At 73.2% G+C, this 16,964-nt stretch carries 14 protein-coding genes and 1 pseudogene; 11 read left to right on the top strand and 4 right to left on the bottom strand.

What is annotated here, in order from left to right; translation table 11 throughout:
- Positions 1 to 40 precede the first annotated feature (40 nt).
- Positions 41 to 4,366 (top strand): S8 family serine peptidase, encoded by a 4,326-nt coding sequence (locus BLV05_RS38280; protein ID WP_046772383.1) that lies wholly within the window; start codon positions 41 to 43, stop codon positions 4,364 to 4,366.
- A 33-nt stretch (positions 4,367 to 4,399) separates the two neighbouring features.
- Here the strand turns inward: BLV05_RS38280 and BLV05_RS26985 are convergent, their stop codons facing one another.
- Entirely contained in the window at positions 4,400 to 4,660 is a 261-nt protein-coding gene (locus BLV05_RS26985) for a hypothetical protein (RefSeq protein ID WP_046772384.1), read from the bottom strand.
- Positions 4,661 to 4,790: 130 nt separating this feature from the next.
- Here BLV05_RS26985 and BLV05_RS26980 point away from each other — a divergent pair, with 130 nt between their 5' ends.
- The 4 genes from BLV05_RS26980 (at position 4,791) to BLV05_RS26965 (ending at position 8,460) form a co-directional block, all read left to right on the top strand.
- Positions 4,791 to 5,636 (top strand): glycerophosphodiester phosphodiesterase, encoded by an 846-nt coding sequence (locus BLV05_RS26980; protein WP_197683339.1) that lies wholly within the window; start codon positions 4,791 to 4,793, stop codon positions 5,634 to 5,636.
- Between the two features lie 111 nt (positions 5,637 to 5,747).
- Positions 5,748 to 6,677, top strand: coding sequence for an ABC transporter ATP-binding protein (locus tag BLV05_RS26975; protein ID WP_046772385.1), 930 nt, complete (start codon positions 5,748 to 5,750; stop codon positions 6,675 to 6,677).
- A 5-nt stretch (positions 6,678 to 6,682) separates the two neighbouring features.
- On the top strand, positions 6,683 to 7,516 hold the full coding sequence (locus tag BLV05_RS26970) for an ABC transporter permease subunit (protein ID WP_046772429.1): 834 nt from the start codon (positions 6,683 to 6,685) through the stop codon (positions 7,514 to 7,516).
- A 65-nt stretch (positions 7,517 to 7,581) separates the two neighbouring features.
- Complete coding sequence (locus BLV05_RS26965; RefSeq protein WP_052763101.1) at positions 7,582 to 8,460, top strand: aminoglycoside phosphotransferase family protein; 879 nt, start codon at positions 7,582 to 7,584, stop codon at positions 8,458 to 8,460.
- A gap of 11 nt (positions 8,461 to 8,471) precedes the next feature.
- Here BLV05_RS26965 and BLV05_RS26960 read toward each other — a convergent pair whose 3' ends face one another.
- Genes BLV05_RS26960 through BLV05_RS26950 form a run of 3 tightly spaced genes read right to left on the bottom strand, consistent with a single transcriptional unit; the run spans position 8,472 to position 10,562 of the window.
- The gene (locus BLV05_RS26960; protein ID WP_046772386.1) at positions 8,472 to 9,065 is read right to left on the bottom strand and encodes a histidine phosphatase family protein; all 594 of its coding nucleotides are present in this window, start codon (positions 9,063 to 9,065) and stop codon (positions 8,472 to 8,474) included.
- Positions 9,062 to 9,964, bottom strand: coding sequence for an alpha/beta hydrolase (locus BLV05_RS26955; protein WP_046772387.1), 903 nt, complete (start codon positions 9,962 to 9,964; stop codon positions 9,062 to 9,064). The genes BLV05_RS26960 and BLV05_RS26955 overlap by 4 nt, the downstream gene beginning before the upstream one ends.
- Positions 9,957 to 10,562, bottom strand: coding sequence for a GNAT family N-acetyltransferase (locus BLV05_RS26950; RefSeq protein ID WP_046772388.1), 606 nt, complete (start codon positions 10,560 to 10,562; stop codon positions 9,957 to 9,959). The genes BLV05_RS26955 and BLV05_RS26950 overlap by 8 nt, the downstream gene beginning before the upstream one ends.
- A 93-nt stretch (positions 10,563 to 10,655) precedes the next feature.
- Between BLV05_RS26950 and ffh the strand changes: the two genes are divergently transcribed.
- From ffh to rpsP, 6 genes and pseudogenes are all read left to right on the top strand, one after another.
- Complete coding sequence (ffh, locus tag BLV05_RS26945; protein WP_046772389.1) at positions 10,656 to 12,266, top strand: signal recognition particle protein; 1,611 nt, start codon at positions 10,656 to 10,658, stop codon at positions 12,264 to 12,266.
- Positions 12,263 to 13,348, top strand: coding sequence for an amidohydrolase family protein (locus BLV05_RS26940; RefSeq protein ID WP_046772390.1), 1,086 nt, complete (start codon positions 12,263 to 12,265; stop codon positions 13,346 to 13,348). Before ffh ends, BLV05_RS26940 begins: the two co-directional genes overlap by 4 nt.
- Positions 13,349 to 14,015: 667 nt before the next feature.
- Entirely contained in the window at positions 14,016 to 14,627 is a 612-nt protein-coding gene (locus tag BLV05_RS26935; protein WP_046772391.1) for an ArsR/SmtB family transcription factor, read from the top strand.
- A 9-nt stretch (positions 14,628 to 14,636) separates the two neighbouring features.
- Positions 14,637 to 14,846, top strand: coding sequence for a hypothetical protein (locus BLV05_RS26930; RefSeq protein WP_046772392.1), 210 nt, complete (start codon positions 14,637 to 14,639; stop codon positions 14,844 to 14,846).
- A 4-nt stretch (positions 14,847 to 14,850) separates the two neighbouring features.
- Entirely contained in the window at positions 14,851 to 16,071 is a 1,221-nt protein-coding gene (locus BLV05_RS26925; RefSeq protein ID WP_052763102.1) for an MFS transporter, read from the top strand.
- A gap of 222 nt (positions 16,072 to 16,293) precedes the next feature.
- A pseudogene (rpsP, locus tag BLV05_RS26920) lies at positions 16,294 to 16,806 on the top strand (30S ribosomal protein S16); the annotation flags it as partial.
- Positions 16,807 to 16,964: the final 158 nt, after the last annotated feature.

The raw sequence follows: 16,964 nt of genomic DNA, 5'->3' as shown, positions 1-16,964 counted from the left end.
ACCCGCGGCAAACCCCCCGGCCGCGGTCTACCCCGGGAGCATGATGATTGCTCGACGACTCCGCGCCGGATCCGGCGCCGCACTGGTCACCTCACTGGCCGTCGCCCTCGCCGCCGCGGGCCTCACCCCGTTCGCCGCAGGCGCGGCCGCCGAGACCGACCTGTCGGCGGAGCAGGACACCCGCGTCATCGTCGTCATGGCCGGCCCGGACGGCGAGCCGGCCGCGCCCGCCGAGCTCGCCGCCCAGCAGGCCAGCCCGCAGGCGGAGACCGCAGCCGCCCGTGCGCAGGACACCATGCTCGCCGCCGCCGGCGCCCGCGGCATCGACGCCGAGGTCGAGCACGAGTTCACCGGCCTGCTGCACGCCGTCGCGCTCACCGTCCCCGCGGGCGACGTCGACGCGCTGCGGACACTGCCCGGCGTGGCCGAGGTCGTCCCGGACGAGCGGTTCCGCGCCTCCACCGACGTCAGCGTGCCGCTGATCGGCGCGCCGGAGGTCTGGGAGCAGGACGCCCCGGGCGGCGGCCCCGCCGACGGCACCGGCACGATCGTCGCGGTCGTCGACACCGGCGTCGACTACACGAACGCGTCGCTGGGCGGCGGGTTCGGCGAGGGCCACAAGGTCGTTGCCGGGCACGACTTCGTCAACGGCGACGCCGACCCGATCGACGACAACGGTCACGGCACCCACGTCGCCGGCATCATCGCGGGGATCGGCGCCGGCCGGCCCGAGGTCACCGGCGTCGCGCCGGGCGCGCAGATCACCGCGTACAAGGTGCTCGACGAGGGCGGCGCCGGCTACGAGTCCGACATCATCGCCGGCCTGGAAGCCGCGGTCGACCCCGCGAACCCGTACCGCGCCGACGTCGTCAACCTCAGCCTCGGCGGCCCCGGCGACGGCACCGACCCGCTCGGCCTGGCCGCCACGGCCGTCACCGAGGCCGGCGTCGTCGTCATCGCGGCGGCCGGCAACGCGGGCCCCGGCGAGCAGACCATGGGCAGCCCGGCACTGGCCGACGGCGTCCTGTCGGTCGGCGCGTCCGCCAGCGGCCTCGTCCTCCCGTCGGCACGCGTGACGTCGCCGCGCGACGAGGCGCTGGACGCCTTCCGCGCCCCGTTCTCCGCGCCCGCCCCGACGACGCCGGTCAGCGGCGAGTTGGTCGACGTCGGCGAGGGCACCGAGGAGGACTACGACCGCGTCGGCGACGTCACCGGCAAGGTCGTCGCCTACCGGCAGAGCCTGCCACGCAGCCTCGCCGACGTCGCGCCGTACCTGATCGAGCAGGCCCGGCTGGCCGAGGACCGCGGCGCGCTGGCGATGCTCGCCTACACCGACGGCGGCTCCGGCCCGGTGCTGTTCTCCGATCCCGCAGTGTCGGAGAACGCGGGCGAGTCCGGTGTCGTCGACGTCCCGCTGACCCCCCAGGACGTCGTCTCCGGCGACAGCTTCCGGATGGAGCGGATCGTCGTCATGGGGCTGCTGGAGATGCAGTGGGAGCCGCTGCGCCGCGACCTCGCGAACGGCCCCGTCCAGATCGAGATCTCCGGCGAGGACGTCACCGACCAGATCGCGTCGTTCAGCTCGCGCGGCCCGGCGCCCGACTTCGACCTCGAGCCGGACGTCGTCGCGCCCGGCGTGGAGATCCGCTCGACGTGGGCGCTGGAGAACTGGGCGATCGGCGTCTACCGCATCTCCGGCACCAGCATGGCCGCGCCGCACGTGGCCGGCGCGGCGGCGCTGCTGCGCCAGCTGCGGCCGGACGAGCCTGTAGCCGACGTCAACGGGCGACTGACCGGCTCGGCGGTCGCCGTCGAGGGCACCGGCCCGACGACGTCAGGCGCCGGCCGGGTGGACGTCGCGGCCGCCGCGGCGAGCCCGCTGGTCGCGGCGCCGACGTCGGTGTCGCTCGGGCTGGCCGATATGTCCGGGACGACGATCGGCGGCACCGGTACGACGACGCTGCGCAACCCCGGCGACACCGACGTCGCCGTCACCGTCGCGGCAGAAGCGGCGCCCGGCAGTGCGGGCACCGTCACGGTCACCCCGGCCCAGGGCACCATCCCGGCCGGCGGCGAGCTGGAGGTGACGGTCACCGTCGCCGCGGACCGGCCCGAGCAGGACGCCGACCTCGCCGGCTGGATCGTCGCCACCACGAGTGACGGCGCCACCGTGCGCGTCCCGTACCTGCTGGCCGCCCGGCACCTCGTCGTGCAGACCTCGCCCGACCCCAGCGACGGCGCCTCGGAGGCGTTCATCTGGTCCCCGGCGCCGCTGTCCGCGCCGCCGACCGTGACGGTGACGCCGCCGCGGGGCCGCCCGGTCACCGTCACCGCGGAGCACGAGTACGACAGCTGGTACCGAGCCGACCTCACCGGATCGCGGGTCGGGGTGTACGGCCTCGCCGTCGCCGCTGACACCACGCTGGGCGCCCAGTTGATCGGCAGCGGGACGTTCGAGGTCGCCGCGCCGGTGGGCAACTCGAACAACCCGGCCGCCTGGCAGCCGATCGGCCCGAACACGTCCGGCGGCCCGATCACCACGACCGGCGCCGACCCGGACACAGCCGTGGTCACCCAGTACGCCAAAGCCGGCCCTTGGACCACCGACGACGGCGGGGAGACGTGGCGGCAGCACAACCGGCTGCCGGTGCCGGCCGGCAGCGGCAACGACAACGTCGTCGTGGCCGCCGACGACCCGGACACCATGTGGTACGCCGTCAACTCCGCCACCGGGCTGGACTTCGGCATCGTCCTCGACAACACCTACCTCGGCCGCATCCTGCGCACGCACGACGGCGGCGAGACGTGGCAGCAGCTGGACGTGCCCGACGCGCACACGATCGCGCTGCTCAGCGACCCGCAGACGCAGGTGCTGGTGGCGGTGCGGCCGGACGCGCTGCTGGTCAGCCGCGACGGCGGCGACAGCTGGAACAGCTTCCCGAACCAGGCCGGCGCGCAGCTGACCGGCGCGGCCGTCAGTGGCGACGACCTGTACCTGTCCGGCTACGACGCGATCTGGGCCGTCCGCGGCATCATGACCGGGGAGCCGACCGGCACCGACGTCGTGTACGAGGTGACGGACGGCTACGTCGAGGGCCTGGCCGCCACGCCTGACGGTGAGACCGTCGCGGCGCTGGTCGACGACGTCGTCATCGGCTCGCACGACGCGGGCGGCAGCTGGGCCGAGCTGTACGCCGTCCCGAACGGCGGCGCGCTCGACATCGTCGTCAACGGCGACGTCATGATGGTGACGACGTACCGCACCGTCCAGCACGTCAGTCGTGACGGCGGCGCCACCTGGTCGCAGCTGCCGCAGCCGGTGGCCGGCGCCGTCGAGGACGACGCCGTGCCGTGGGCCGGCGGCCTGCTGTGGTCGTCGCCGGGCGCCGGGCTGTTCCAGGCCGAGTCCGACGGCTCCGACCCGCGGCGCATCGGCGTCCAGGGCGGCACCGTCTACGACCTGGCGATCGCCGACGACGCGAGCGGCGCGCCGCAGCTGCTGGCCGGCACCGACACCGACGTCTACGCGACCGCGCTGCCGACCCGACCGAAGCTGCCCGACGGCGGTGCCGAGTGGGGCCTGTCGGGATACGAGGCCTACATCGGCACCCGCATCGGCCAGCTCGCCGTCGACCCGCAGGACCCGCAGACGGTGTGGAAGATCCGCAAGGACGCGCTGTCGCAGTTCTGGGTGTACCGCAGCACCGACGGCGGCCAGGAGTGGGAGCTGCGCGGCCGCACCTACGAGGTCCCGCTGGACCTGGTCGTCGGGCCGGCGGACTCCGGCCGGGTGGCCGTCGCGTTCTGGAGCGTCGTCGGCGCCGGCCTCTACGTCACCGACGACGCCGGGACGGTCTGGCGCAAGCACTTTCACGACCAGCTGTTCACGTCCGTCGCCACCGACCCGGCGCACCCGGACCGGCTCTGGCTGGCCAGCGCCGACGGCCTCTACCGCAGTGATGACTTCGGCCTCACCACGGAGAAGGTCATCGACGGCGAGGTCGTCACGGTGGCGGTCGACGGCGACCGGGTCATCGCCGCGGGCAGCACGATCCGCGTCAGCGACGACTCCGGCGCGACCTGGCACGACGCGGACACCGGCGGGCTGCCGATGGTCGTCGGCGACCTGATCGTGTCGCCGTCCGACCCCGACACCTGGTACGCCGCGACCAGCTCGTTCACCGCGAACGGCCTGGTCAAGGGCGGCCGCGGGGTGCTGCGCAGCACCGACGGCGGGCGCACCTGGGTGAACGTGTCCAGCGGCCTGCAGAACCTGTCCGTGGTGTCGCTGGAGATCAGCCCGGACGGGCGCTGGCTCTACGCCGGCACCCAGTTGGGCGGCGTGCACCGCGTCCGGACGCGATAGATCACCGCTCGTGGCGGGTGGGACGGCGTGCCTTCAGGAGTCGTCCCACTCGTCGCGCAGCTCCTTGCGCAACACGTCGACCTGCACCATCAACGCGCCGAGCAGCTCCTCGCGGTTCAGCCGGTTGGTGGTGCGGTACGACCACGCGGGCCGGCCGTCGGCGTCGAGGACCTTGATCAGCACGAACGCCTCGATGGCCGTCTCGCCCTGCGCGAGCGGGTGCACCTCGAGGCCGGTGAGCACCTGAGCGACCGGCACGCGCTCGTCGCCGATCGAATCGGGGTCGCTGTCCATGGCGCACATCCAAGCATCCGTCCCCTCGCGGGGTGGCCGCGGTGGTCTTCACCGAGGTGTCAACCCAGGTCCGACTCCCCGTAACGTCGCTCGGTCAACCTGGCACACCCACTCGTATCGGAGGATCGTCGTGCGCATCGCCAGGATCGCCGGACTCGTCGTGACCTCGTTGTTGATCGTCTCGCCGGCAGCCGCCTCGCCGGCGAGCGACGACGGGCCGGCCGTCATCGCCCATCGCGGCTCGTCCGGCATCGCGCCGGAGAACACCACCGCGGCCGTGCGGGCGGCCGTCCGCCAGCGCGCGGACGTCGTCGAGATCGACGTCCAGCGGACCAGCGACGGACGGCTGGTGAACTTCCACGACTGCACGCTGGAGCGCACCACCGACGTCGAGGAGCGGTTCCCGGGCCGGGCGTCCTACCGGGTGTCCGACTTCACCTGGGCCGAGCTGCGCACGCTCGACGCCGGCTCCTGGTTCGACGAGCGCTTCGCGGGCGAGCCGATCATCACCCTCCGGGACGTGATCCGCCAGCTCGGCCGCACGACCGGCCTGCTCGCCGAGATCAGCCCGTGCGGGCACTACGCCGGCACCGGCCTGCCCGAGCAGCTGGCCGCGGAGCTGCGCTCGATCCCCGGCGACGTCGACGACGCCCTGGAGGACGGCCGCCTCGGCGTGCAGTCGTTCGTCGTCGCCGATGCCCAGGCCTTCCAGGCGGCCATGCCGGACGTGCCGATCGGCCTGCTCGACGCCGAGCGGCCCACCGAGGCCGAGCTGCTGGAGCTGTCGACCTGGGCCGACCAGGTCAACCCGCAGTTCACCGTCACCGACCAGGCGCTGGTCGACCGCGTCCACGAGCTGGGCATGGAGATCAACGTGTGGACGGTCGACGAGCCCGGCGCCATGCGGCGGATGCGCGACCTCGGCGTCGACGGGATCATCACCGACTTCCCGCAGTCGCTGACGCTGCGCGGCTGAGAACGTCCCCGACGGCCGGCTCAGGGGCGACCCCGAGATGTCCCTGAGTCGGCCCTGAAACCACCCTTGAACTGCTGTTTCATCGGTGCCGACGGCCGTAGCGTGGCCGCCATGATCACAGCGGAACGGCTGACGAAACGTTACGGAGACAAGACCGCGGTCGACGCGATCGACTTCACGGTCCGGCCCGGCGCGGTCACCGGGTTCCTCGGCCCGAACGGCGCCGGGAAGTCCACGACCATGCGCATGGTGATGGGCCTCGACCACCCGTCCGGCGGCCGCGTCACCGTGAACGGCCGCTCGTACCGCGACCTGCCGGCGCCGCTGCACGAGGTCGGCGCGCTGCTGGAGGCCAAGGCGATCCACGGCGGCCGGACCGCCTACAACCACCTGCTGTGGCTGGCGAAGACCAACGGCATCCCGCGCCGCCGCGTCGACGAGGTCATCGGCATGGTCGGGCTGGACGCCGTCGCGCGCAAGCGGTCCGGCGGGTTCTCGCTCGGCATGGGCCAGCGGCTCGGCATCGCGGCCGCGCTGCTCGGCGACCCCGAGGTGCTGCTGTTCGACGAGCCGGTCAACGGCCTGGACCCGGAGGGCATCCGGTGGATCCGGAACCTCATCCGGTCGCTGGCCGCCGAGGGCCGGACGGTGTTCGTGTCCAGCCACCTGATGTCGGAGATGGCGCTCACCGCCGACCACCTGCTGGTGATCGGGCGCGGCAAGATCCTCGCCGACACCGGCATGGCCGACTTCATCGCCCGCAACTCCGCCTCCTACGTCCGGGTCCGCTCGCCGCAGGGCGGCGTCTTGGCCGAGGCGCTGCGCGAGCGCGGCTGGCGCATCGGCCGCGACGACGACGGCGCGCTGAAGGTCGAGGGCGCGACGCCCGAGCAGGTCGGCGACGTCGCCGGGTCCCGCAACCTCTACCTGCACGAGCTGAGCGTCGTCAACGCCTCGCTCGAGGAGGCGTTCATGGGCCTCACCGCCGACAGCGTCGAGTACCACGCCCGCACCGACCAGCCCGTTCCCGCCGGAGTGTGACCACCATGACCACGACCTCGACCCTCAGCCCGCCCGCGGCGCCGGCCCACCGCGCCGACGTCGGCGGGCCCCGGCTCACGTTCGGCCGCATCCTCGACGCCGAGTGGACGAAGCTGCGCACCGTCCGCTCCACGGTCTGGACGCTCGCCTCGCTGTTCGTCCTCAGCGTCGGCCTGACGGCGCTGATCTGCTTCGCCGCCGCCGGTGAGCTGGCCGACGACCCCGGGAGCGAGCCGGTCGGCGCGTTCGTCACCTGGGGCCTGATGTTCGGCCAGATCGCCGCCCTCGTCCTGGGCATCCTGGTGGCGACCGCCGAGTACTCCAGCGGCATGATCCGCACGACCCTCGCCGCGGCGCCACGCCGATGGTCGGTGCTGGCCGCCAAGGCGAGCGTGCTGACGACGGTGCTGCTGATCCTCGGCACGATCACGTCGACCGCCGCGATCGTGGCCGGCAACTTCTTCCTCGACCGCGAGGGCATCGGGTTCTCGCTCACCGACTCCGACGTGCTGCGGACGATGGTCGGCGGCGGCCTCTACCTCGCGGTGCTGGGCCTGTTCGGCCTGGGGCTGGGCGTGCTGATGCGGCACACCGCCGCCGCGGTCACCGTCGGCATCGCGCTGATCTTCATCGTCGGCAACCTGGTCGGCCTCATCCCCGGCGCGGCCGGCGAGTGGCTGACGAAGCTGATGCCGGGCAACGCCGGGACGACGCTGGCCACCGTCGAGTCCTTCAACCCCGACCTGCTGGGGCCGTGGACCGGGTTCGGGGTGTTCGCCGGCGAGACGGCGCTGCTGCTGCTGATCGCGGGGTGGCTGTTCTCGCGGCGCGACGCCTGAGCGGGTTCTCGCGCCCGGAAAAACTCGCGTGCGGCCGGGCGGTCGCGTCGGTTTCAATGACCGGCGTGACCGCCTTCCGCCTGTCCACCCGACTGTCCGAGTCCGCCGCCCACGGCCGGGAGCCCGGGCTCACGGAGTGGGTGGCGACGCTGCCGTCCGTGCTGCCCGGCCTGGTCGAGCGGTGGTCGCTGACGGTCGGCGAGCCGTACGAGCCAGGCGGGCAGTGCTCGTGGGTCGCGCCGGCCACCACGGCCGCCGGTGACGCCGTCGTGCTGAAGGTCGGTTACCGGCACGCCGAGGCCGAGCACGAGGCCGAGGGGCTGCGGTTCTGGGCCGGCGACGGCGCCGTGCGGGTGCACGCCGACGAGACGTTCGGCGACACCAGCGCGCTGCTGCTGGAGCGGGCCGAGCCGGGGACGCTGCTCGCGCGGTCGCTGCCCTCGCTCGAGCAGGACGTCGTGCTGGCCGGGCTGCTGCGCCGGCTGTGGCGCCGTCCGCCGGAGGGTCACCCGTTCCGGACGCTGGCGTCGATGTGCGAGTTCTGGGCCCGCGAGTTCGAACAGCGGGTCGTCGCCGCGCCGGCGGATTTCGACCGCGGCCTGCTCCGCGAGGGCGTCAGGCTCTACCGCGACCTGCCGCTGACCAGCGACGACGACGTCCTGCTCTGCACCGACCTGCACCCGGAGAACATCGTCGCGGCGCAGCGCGAGCCGTGGCTCGTCATCGACCCGAAGCCGTACGTCGGCGACCGCACCTACGACGCGACGCAGCACATGTTCAACATGGACCGGCTGATGTCCGACCCCGGCGCGCTGTCCGACCGCATGGCCGGCCTGCTCGACCTCGACCCCGCGCGGTTGCGGCTCTGGCTGTTCGCCCGCTGCGCCCAGGAGTCGCCCGAGTGGCATGACATGTATGACGTCGCGGTGAAGCTGGCCCCGTAGGCCGTCGGCGCCTAGACCCGCAGGGCGTCCGGGAAGCCCGTCCAACGCAGCTCGTCGGGCAGGTGGCGGGTGTCGTTGTGCACCAGGACCGAGGGCAGCCGGTCCGGCGCGTACCGGATCACCGTCAGCGCCGCGTTGCCCTGGTTCACCGTCAGCCACCGCCACGGTGGCGCGTCGAGCGCGTGCCGCAGCAGCCAGCCGATCGTGAACGCGTGCGTCACCACCAGGTCGTGCCGGTCGGCGTCGCCGTCGGCCGGGCCGGTGAACCGCTCGATCGCCTGCTCCGCGAGCCGCGGGCCGTCGTCATCGCCGGGGAACTGGTCGACGAAGGCCTGGTAGGCGGCGGGCAGGTCGTCGCGGTACGGGACGTAGTCGCCGGCCGCCGCCTTCTCCGCCGGCTCGACCCCGAGGATCGCCGCGACGACGCGCGCGGTCTCGGCCGCGCGGGGGAGCGGCCCATGCCAGACGGCGTCGATCGGCCGGCCGTCGTCGCGCAGGCGCTGCCCGAGCAGCTCGGCCTGCCGCCGGCCGGCTGCGGTCAGCCCGGTCTCGTCGGGCGTGGCCTCGGCGTGGCGGGCCAGGTACAGGTAGCGGGTGGCGCTCATGCTCTCCTCAGCACCTCGGCGACGGCGTCGAGCACCGCCGGCCAGGCGCTCGACTCGGGGTCGATCAGGTCGAAGTGCCCCGCGCTCGTCAGTTCGCGCAGCGTGGTGCCGGCGCCGGCCGCGGCGGCGTAGCGGCGGCTGAAGTCGGGCGGGACGTAGCGGTCGTCGGCGCCGTGCAGCAGCGTGACGGGGACGCCCGCCGGCACCAGGCGCAGCGGGTCGACGGCGGCGTACCGGTCCGGCCGCTCGGCCGGGCCGCCGCCGAGGAGCGCCCGGACGGCACCGTGGTCGAGGTCCAGCTCGGCTGCCGCGTCGAGGTCGAGCACCCCAGCCAGCGCGACCACCCCCGCCGGCCGCGGGCCAACCGAACTCTCGCCGGCCCATGGGGCGCCGGGCGGCAGCCGGTGCCGCGACGCCGCCCAGACGGCGAGGTGGGCGCCGGCGGAGTGCCCCACGTGCACCACGCGCTCCAGGTCCACCCGGACCGGGCCGCCCGCCGTCGCCGCCGCGACCAGCGCCGGAACGGTGTCGAGCGCCGCCGCGACGTCGTCGAACGTCGCCGGCCAGCCGCCGCCCGACCCGACCCGCCGGTACTCGATCGCCGCGACGGCGTACCCCGCGGCCGCCAGCCCGGCGCACTGCGGCCGCGCGTGCCGCCGGTCGTACTCGGCCCGCCAGAAGCCGCCGTGCACCACCACGACGAGCGGCACGGCCTTGCCCGACTTGCCCTCACCCGTTGCCCGGTTGCCCGACTTGCCCGCGGGCACGCCGGGCACGTCGGGCAAGCTCGGCGCGTCGGGCAACCACACGTCGGCCACCTGGTCGGGCAGGTCGCCGTAGGCGACGGTGAGCCGCGGCGGGGGAGCGGCCCGCGTCAGTACCTCCCGCGGGTCACGCACGCGCCGCGGCCTCGCCCAGGTCGTGGCGCATGACGAAGCGCGGCCGCCGCCCGCTGGTCGCGTTCGTGCCGGCCACCCGGGCGAACCCGGCCCGCTCGAACATCCCCGTCGTCCCGACATAGGCCAGCGAGGTGCTGATGCGCGCCCCGCCGGTCTCGACCGGGTAGCCCTCCAGCGCCGGCGCCCCGTGCGCCGCCGCGAACGCCACCGCCCCGTCCAGCAGCTCCTCGGCCAGCCCGCGCCGCCGGTAACCCGTCCGCACCACGAAGCACACGACCGACCAGACCGGGAGGTCGTCGACCGGGTGGATCGTGGTCGAGCGGACCAGCCGTGCCATCGCCGACCGCGGCCCGACGTTGCACCAGCCGGCCGGCTCGCCGTCGACGTAGGCGAGCAGACCAGGCGGCACGTCGCCGCCGACCAGCTCGTGCAGCCGGTCCTCGCGGTCGGGCCCCAGCATGCGCCCGAACTCGCCCGACGGCAGCCGCCAGGCCAGGCACCAGCAGGCGTCCCCGCCCTCGGCACGGGGCGCGAGGAGGACGCGGAGATCGTCCCAGCGCTCCGCCGTGGCCGGGTGGATGCGCACGTCGGCAGGCATACCGGCAGTCTGGCGCATGCCGCGGACATCGGCGGCGCGTTAGGCTTGCGATGGATCCCTGCAGCTGCCTATACCCCGAGGACTCCAGCCGACGTGTTCGCCACCCTCTCCGACCGCCTGACCGCCACCTTCAAGAACCTCCGTGGCAAGGGTCGTCTCTCCGAAGCCGACATCGACGCCACCGCTCGCGAGATCCGTGTCGCGCTGCTCGAGGCCGACGTCGCGCTGCCGGTGGTCAAGGACTTCATCGCGGCGGTTCGCGAGCGCGCCCGGGGCGAGGAGGTCTCCCAGGCGCTCAACCCCGCCCAGCAGATCATCAAGATCGTCAACGACGAGCTGGTCCGCATCCTGGGCGGCGAGACGCGCCGGTTGCGCTTCGCCAAGCAGCCGCCGACGGTCATCATGCTCGCGGGTCTGCAGGGTGCCGGTAAGACGACGCTCGCGGGCAAGCTCGCCCTCTGGCTCAAGGAGCAGGGCAAGCAGCCGCTGCTTGTCGCCGCCGACCTGCAGCGCCCCAACGCCGTCACCCAGCTGCAGGTGGTCGGCGAGCGGGCCGGCGTCGCCGTGTGGGCGCCCGAGCCGGGCAACGGCGTGGGCGACCCGGTCACCGTCGCGAAGTCCAGCATCGAGCAGGCGACCAGCAAGCTCTACGACGTCGTCGTCGTCGACACCGCCGGCCGGCTGGGCGTCGACGAAGAGCTGATGAAGCAGGCCGCGGACATCCGCGACGCCGTCAAGCCCGACGAGACGCTGTTCGTCGTCGACGCCATGATCGGCCAGGACGCCGTCACGACCGCTCTGGCGTTCCAGGACGGCGTCGGCTTCGACGGCGTGGTCCTCACCAAGCTCGACGGCGACGCCCGCGGCGGCGCCGCCCTGTCAGTCGCGTCGGTCACGGGCAAGCCGGTCATGTTCGCGTCGGCGGGCGAGAAGCTCACCGACTTCGACGTGTTCCATCCCGAGCGGATGGCCTCGCGCATCCTCGACCTCGGCGACATGCTCACGCTCATCGAGCAGGCGCAGCGGGCCTTCGACGCCGACCAGGCCGAGGACATGGCCCGCAAGCTGCAGGCCAAGGGCGGCAAGGACTTCACCTTCGACGACTTCCTGCAGCAGATGCAGGCGATCAAGAAGATGGGCTCGTTCAAGAGCCTGCTCGGCATGCTGCCCGGCGCCGGCCAGATGCGCGAGGCGCTCGAGGCGTTCGATGAGCGCGAGCTCGACCGCGTGCAGGCGATCGTCCACTCCATGACGCCGGGCGAGCGGGCCAACCCGAAGATCATCAACGGCTCGCGGCGCTCTCGCATCGCGAAGGGCTCCGGCCGCGAGGTCAGCGAGGTCAACCAGCTCGTCGAGCGGTTCTTCATGGCCCGCGAGATGATGAGCCAGGCCGCCCGCGGCAAGCTCGGAGGCATGGGCGGGATGCCCGGCATGCCCGGCATGGCCGGTGGCATCCCCGGGATGCCCAGCATCGGGGGCAAGAAGAGCAAGGGCAAGCAGCCGAAGCAGGGCAAGAAGGGCAAGCGCGGCGCCCGGTCGGGCAACCCGGCCAAGCGGGCCGCCCAGCTCGCCGCCGCCGACGAGAAGCGCACGGCCGAGCCGCAGCCAGGCGAGCTGCCCTCCGCGTTCGGCGGGTCCGCGCCCGACGGTGACGGGAACCTCGAGCTGCCCGACGACATCACGCAGTTCCTCAAGCGGCGGTGAGCGGGTCGCCGGCCCTGCACCTGCGGGGTGTGCTCCTGCCCGAGGCCGAGCATCGCGACGTGTGGGTGCGTGACGGCGTCGTCACCTTCGACCCGGTCCCCGGTGCGACGACGGTCGGGTCGGGATGGATCCTCCCCGGCCTCGTCGACCTCCACTGCCACGTCGGCATCGCCGCCGACGGCGCCGTCCCCGACGACGTCGCCGAGCAGCAGGCGCTCACCGACCGCGACGCCGGCGTCCTCCTCCTGCGTGACGCCGGTTCGCCCATCGACACCCGCTGGGTCGACTCGCGCGACGATCTGCCGCGGATCGTCCGGGCCGGCCGGCACATCGCGCGCACGAAGCGCTACCTGCGCAACTTCGGCTGGGAGATCGAGCCCGAGGAGCTCGTCGCCTACGTCGAGCAGGAGGCTCGGCGCGGAGACGGCTGGGTGAAGCTGGTCGGCGACTGGATCGACCGCGACAAGGGCGACCTGTCGCCGTGCTGGCCGCGGTGGGCGCTGGACGCGGCGATCGCGCGGGCGCACGAGCTGGGTGCCCGCGTCACGGCGCACGTCTTCGGCGAGGACGCGCTGCCCGACCTGCTCGGCGCCGGCATCGACGGCATCGAGCACGGGTCGGGGCTCTCGTCCGACCTGGTCGCCTCGATGGCCGAGCGGGGCGTGGCGCTGGTGCCGACTCTGGTGCTGGTCGACATCTTCCCCAAGTTCGCCGACCAGGGCGCGCCCAAGTTCCCGGCCTACGCTGCGCACATGCGGTCGCTGCACGAGCGCCGCCACCAGAACGTCCGCGACGCCTTCGACGCCGGCGTGCCGGTGTTCGCCGGCACCGACGCCGGAGGTCAGCTGCCGCACGGCCTGATCGCCCGCGAGGTGCTTGAGTTCGTCGCCGCCGGCATCCCCGCCCCCGACGCCGTCGCCGCCGCGTCGTGGAAGGCGCGGTCGTACCTGCTGGGCGGGAGCGGGCTGCTCGAGGAGGGGTCGCCCGCCGACCTGTGCGTCTACGCCGAGGATCCGCGGGTGTCGCCGGAGACGCTGCTCGATCCGGTTCGGATCGTTCTTCGAGGTCGCGTCGTTCGTTGATCTCGTTGGTTCCTCGGCCCCCTGCTGTTCGATGGTCGAGGGCGCAGCCCTCGTTCTCACAGCATCAGGGGGCCGAGAAAAGTGGCCCAGGCTTTCGGGCCCGCTGACTGTTCGCTCTCCGCCGGCCTCTCACGGTTGCCACGCTTCTGGCGACCGACTCCGCTGTGGCTGACGGGTTCGCTGGCCGCTGCTGGCTCCACCCGTTCCATGATCATCAAAGTTTCGGGGCGTCGGGGCGCACCGTTTCTTTGATGATCATGGAACGGAGGCGTGGGTGAGCGCTTTCCGGCGGGGTTGGTGGGGCACCTCACTCGCTTGGGGTGCACCTCACTCGCCTGGGAAGCGTGCTGGGGTCGGTTGGGGTCGGGTGCGCACTTCTGGCGGGTGAGGTGCACCTGCGGCGGGTGAAGAACCCCCGCAGGCGGCCAGCGGAGGGTGACGAACAGCGGAGTCGGTCGCCGGAACGCCGTCTAGGAAGGGTGAGTGGCCAGCGGAGCTGGACCACAGCGGGCCTTGGAGGCCGGGGCCATCTTTGGGGCGGCCCCCGACCATCGAAAGCAGCAGGGGGCAGGCCAACTCGGCAAACCCCACCAGCGAACCACCTTCCTCAACAACTCTTTCTCAACAACCCTTGCTAAAGAACTCTTTAGCAAGATACCTTTACCTCATGCCCACGGAGCAGCAGAAGATCACCGGCCCGCAGTCCATGCGGGCTCTCGCGCACCCGTTGCGTCTCCAGCTCATGGACCTCCTGGGCATCGAAGCCGAACTGACCGCCACCGAGTGCGCCGAGCGCACCGGCGAGAGCGTCGCCAGTTGCTCGTTCCACCTGCGCATGCTGGCGAAGTACGGCTACGTCGAGCCGGGGGAGCAGCGCGGGCGGGAGAAGCCGTGGCGCCTGGCCAGCCGCAGCCGCACCATCGGGCCCGACGTCGAGAATCCCGAGTCGGTGCGTGAGGCGTCGGCATTCGCCCGGGTGATCGTCGACCGCGAGGCGGCGCGGCTGCATCGGACCCTCGTCCGGGCCGCGGAGCTCGGGCCCGACTGGCTGCAGTCGATGGTGATCAACACGTCCTCGTTCTGGATGACGCGCGAGGAGTTGAGCGAGCTGATCGAGCGGCTCGCCGAGTTCCAGGATGAGCTCTCGGAGCGGTTCGCGCACCGTCGCGGCGACCGCTCGGCCCGGCCCGACGGCGCCCGCGTCGTGCACTTCCTCGGCGCGCTGAGCCCCGACCCCGACGTCGATCCGCACACCGCCGCCACCCCTGACCAGCAGTAGGAGTCCGCCATGATCGTCGACCCCAGCGTCCACTATGACCCGCACGCCGAGCGCCGCGCGTCCGCCGCCCACGACCGCGCCCGGCGCGCGCTCGTCCGCAGCCGCCGGTTACGCCGCTGGGCCGACCGGTCCGCCCGGCTGGCCGCGCTGCTCGACCGCCGTGCCAACGCGACGCGGGCCGGCCGGCCCGGCGTCAACCGGCTGATCACCGCGGCCTGAGCCGGTGCCGTCCGCGCTGGCCCGCCGGCCGTTCCGCCGGCTCACCGTCGCCTGGACGTTCAGCAACTTCGGCGACAGCGCGCTCTACCTCACGGTCGCGATCTGGGCCAAGGACCTCACCGGCAGCAACGCCGCCGCCGGCCTGGTCTTCCTGGCCCTCGGCCTGCCGGTGTTCCTGGCGCCGCTGGCCGGGCAGCTGGCCGACCGCCTGTCGCGCAAGCGGCTGGTCGCCGTCGTCAACGTCGTCGCGGCGGGCGGGGTTCTGGCGCTGCTCGCCGTCGACGACGCCGCCGACATGTGGCTGATCTACCTGGTCACGTTCGGGTACGGCTGGGTCGGCTACGTCACCGCGGCGGCGCAGTCGGGGCTGCTGCGCGACCTGCTCGACGACGACGAGCTGGCCGGCGCGAACGGGCTGCTCACGACGCTCGACCAAGGATTGCGGCTGGTCACGCCGCTGGCCGGCGCCGGCGTCTACGCGCTGTACGGCGGGGGCGCGGTGGCCGTCCTGACGGCGTCGATGCTGGTCATCGCGGCGCTGGTGCTGCTGACCGTCCGCGTCGACGAGAGCCCGCCGACGCCGGTCGAGGAGCGCGAGGGGTTCCGGCGCGAGCTGACCGCCGGGTTCCGGCACCTGCGCGCCACGCCCCAGCTGGCCGACCTGATGCTGCTGCTGAGCATCGCGGTCGCGATCACCGGTTTCGCCAACTCGACGGCGTTCGCGATCGTCGACGGGCTGGGCCTGCCGAGCGAGTTCTTCGGCGTGCTGTCCAGCATCCAGGGCGGCGGCTCGATCGTCGGCGGGTTGACGGCGTCATTGCTGATCAGGCGGACGGGGGAGCGGGCCGCGGTGGGCATCGGGCTGGCCGTCGTGGCCGTGGGGCTGGGCGTCGCGCTGGCGCCGTCGACCATCGTCGTGTCGGTCGGCGCCGCCGTGCTGGGGCTGGGCGTGGTGTGGGCGGTCGTCGCGATGGTGACGCTGCGGCAGCGGCTCACCCCGCCCCGCCTGCAGGGCCGGACGTCCGCCGCGACGAACATGGCGCTCAACGGTCCGCAGGTGGTCGGGACCGCCACCGGCGCGGCGCTGATCTCCGCCGTCGACTACCGGCTGCTCGTCGCCGCCATGGCCGTCACGATCCTGACCTGCGCGATCGTCCTGCTCGCCCGCCGGGTCGCGGCGCCCGAGACCGTCCAGACGGAGGAGCCGGCCGCCCAGACGGTGTAGGTCTCCGAAGCCCACCGGCGAGGTCCAGGCAGGGATGAGTCTCACAAGGGAGAGGGCTGTTTGGGTCTGGGTGCCGCCATCTGGCACAATGTCCTGCTGAACCGGCGTGCGTGCGGCCCTCTCACCCTCGAACACCGGATCCATCGAATCGTCGTCTCCGGTGCCCCACTCAAGTGACGGCGGCTCACCCGTGCGTGAACATTCCAAGGAGACTCCACCCCAGTGGCTGTCAAGATCAAGCTGAAGCGGATGGGCAAGATCCGCGCCCCGCACTACCGCATCGTCGTGGCCGACTCGCGTACCAAGCGCGACGGCCGGGCCATCGAGGAGATCGGCCTGTACAACCCGAAGACCGAGCCGAGCCTGATCAAGGTCGACTCCGAGCGCGCGCAGTACTGGCTGGGCGTCGGCGCGCAGCCGACCGAGCCGGTGCTGGCGATCCTCAAGGTCACGGGTGACTGGCAGAAGCACAAGGGCCTTCCGGGCGCCGAGGGCACGCTCAAGGTCGCCGAGCCGAAGCCCGAGAAGCGCGTCGCGTTCGACGCCGCGCTGGCCGAGGTGCACGGCGAGCCGAGGTCCGAGGCCACCACGCCGCGGAAGAAGCCGGCCAAGAAGTCCGCCGCCAAGAAGGCCGAGGCGGCCGCGGCCAAGACCGAGGACGCCGCCGCGAAGGCCGACGACGCCGCGAAGGCTGAGGCGCCCGCCGAGGCGCCGAAGGCCGAGAAGAAGGTCGAGAAGAAGGCGGAGAAGAAGGCCGAGAAGAAGGCCGAGGCGCCCAAGGCCGACGAGGCTCCCGCCGCTGAGGCCAAGGCCGACGACGCGCCGGCCGCCGAGGCGAAGGCCGACGACGCGCCGGCCGCCGAGGCGAAGGCCGACGACGCGCCGGCCGCCGA

It is taken from the genome of Jiangella alkaliphila (assembly GCF_900105925.1).
Taxonomy (GTDB): domain Bacteria; phylum Actinomycetota; class Actinomycetes; order Jiangellales; family Jiangellaceae; genus Jiangella; species Jiangella alkaliphila.
Note: the sequence above shows the minus strand (reverse complement) of the source record. Positions and strands in the feature narration are given on the sequence as shown.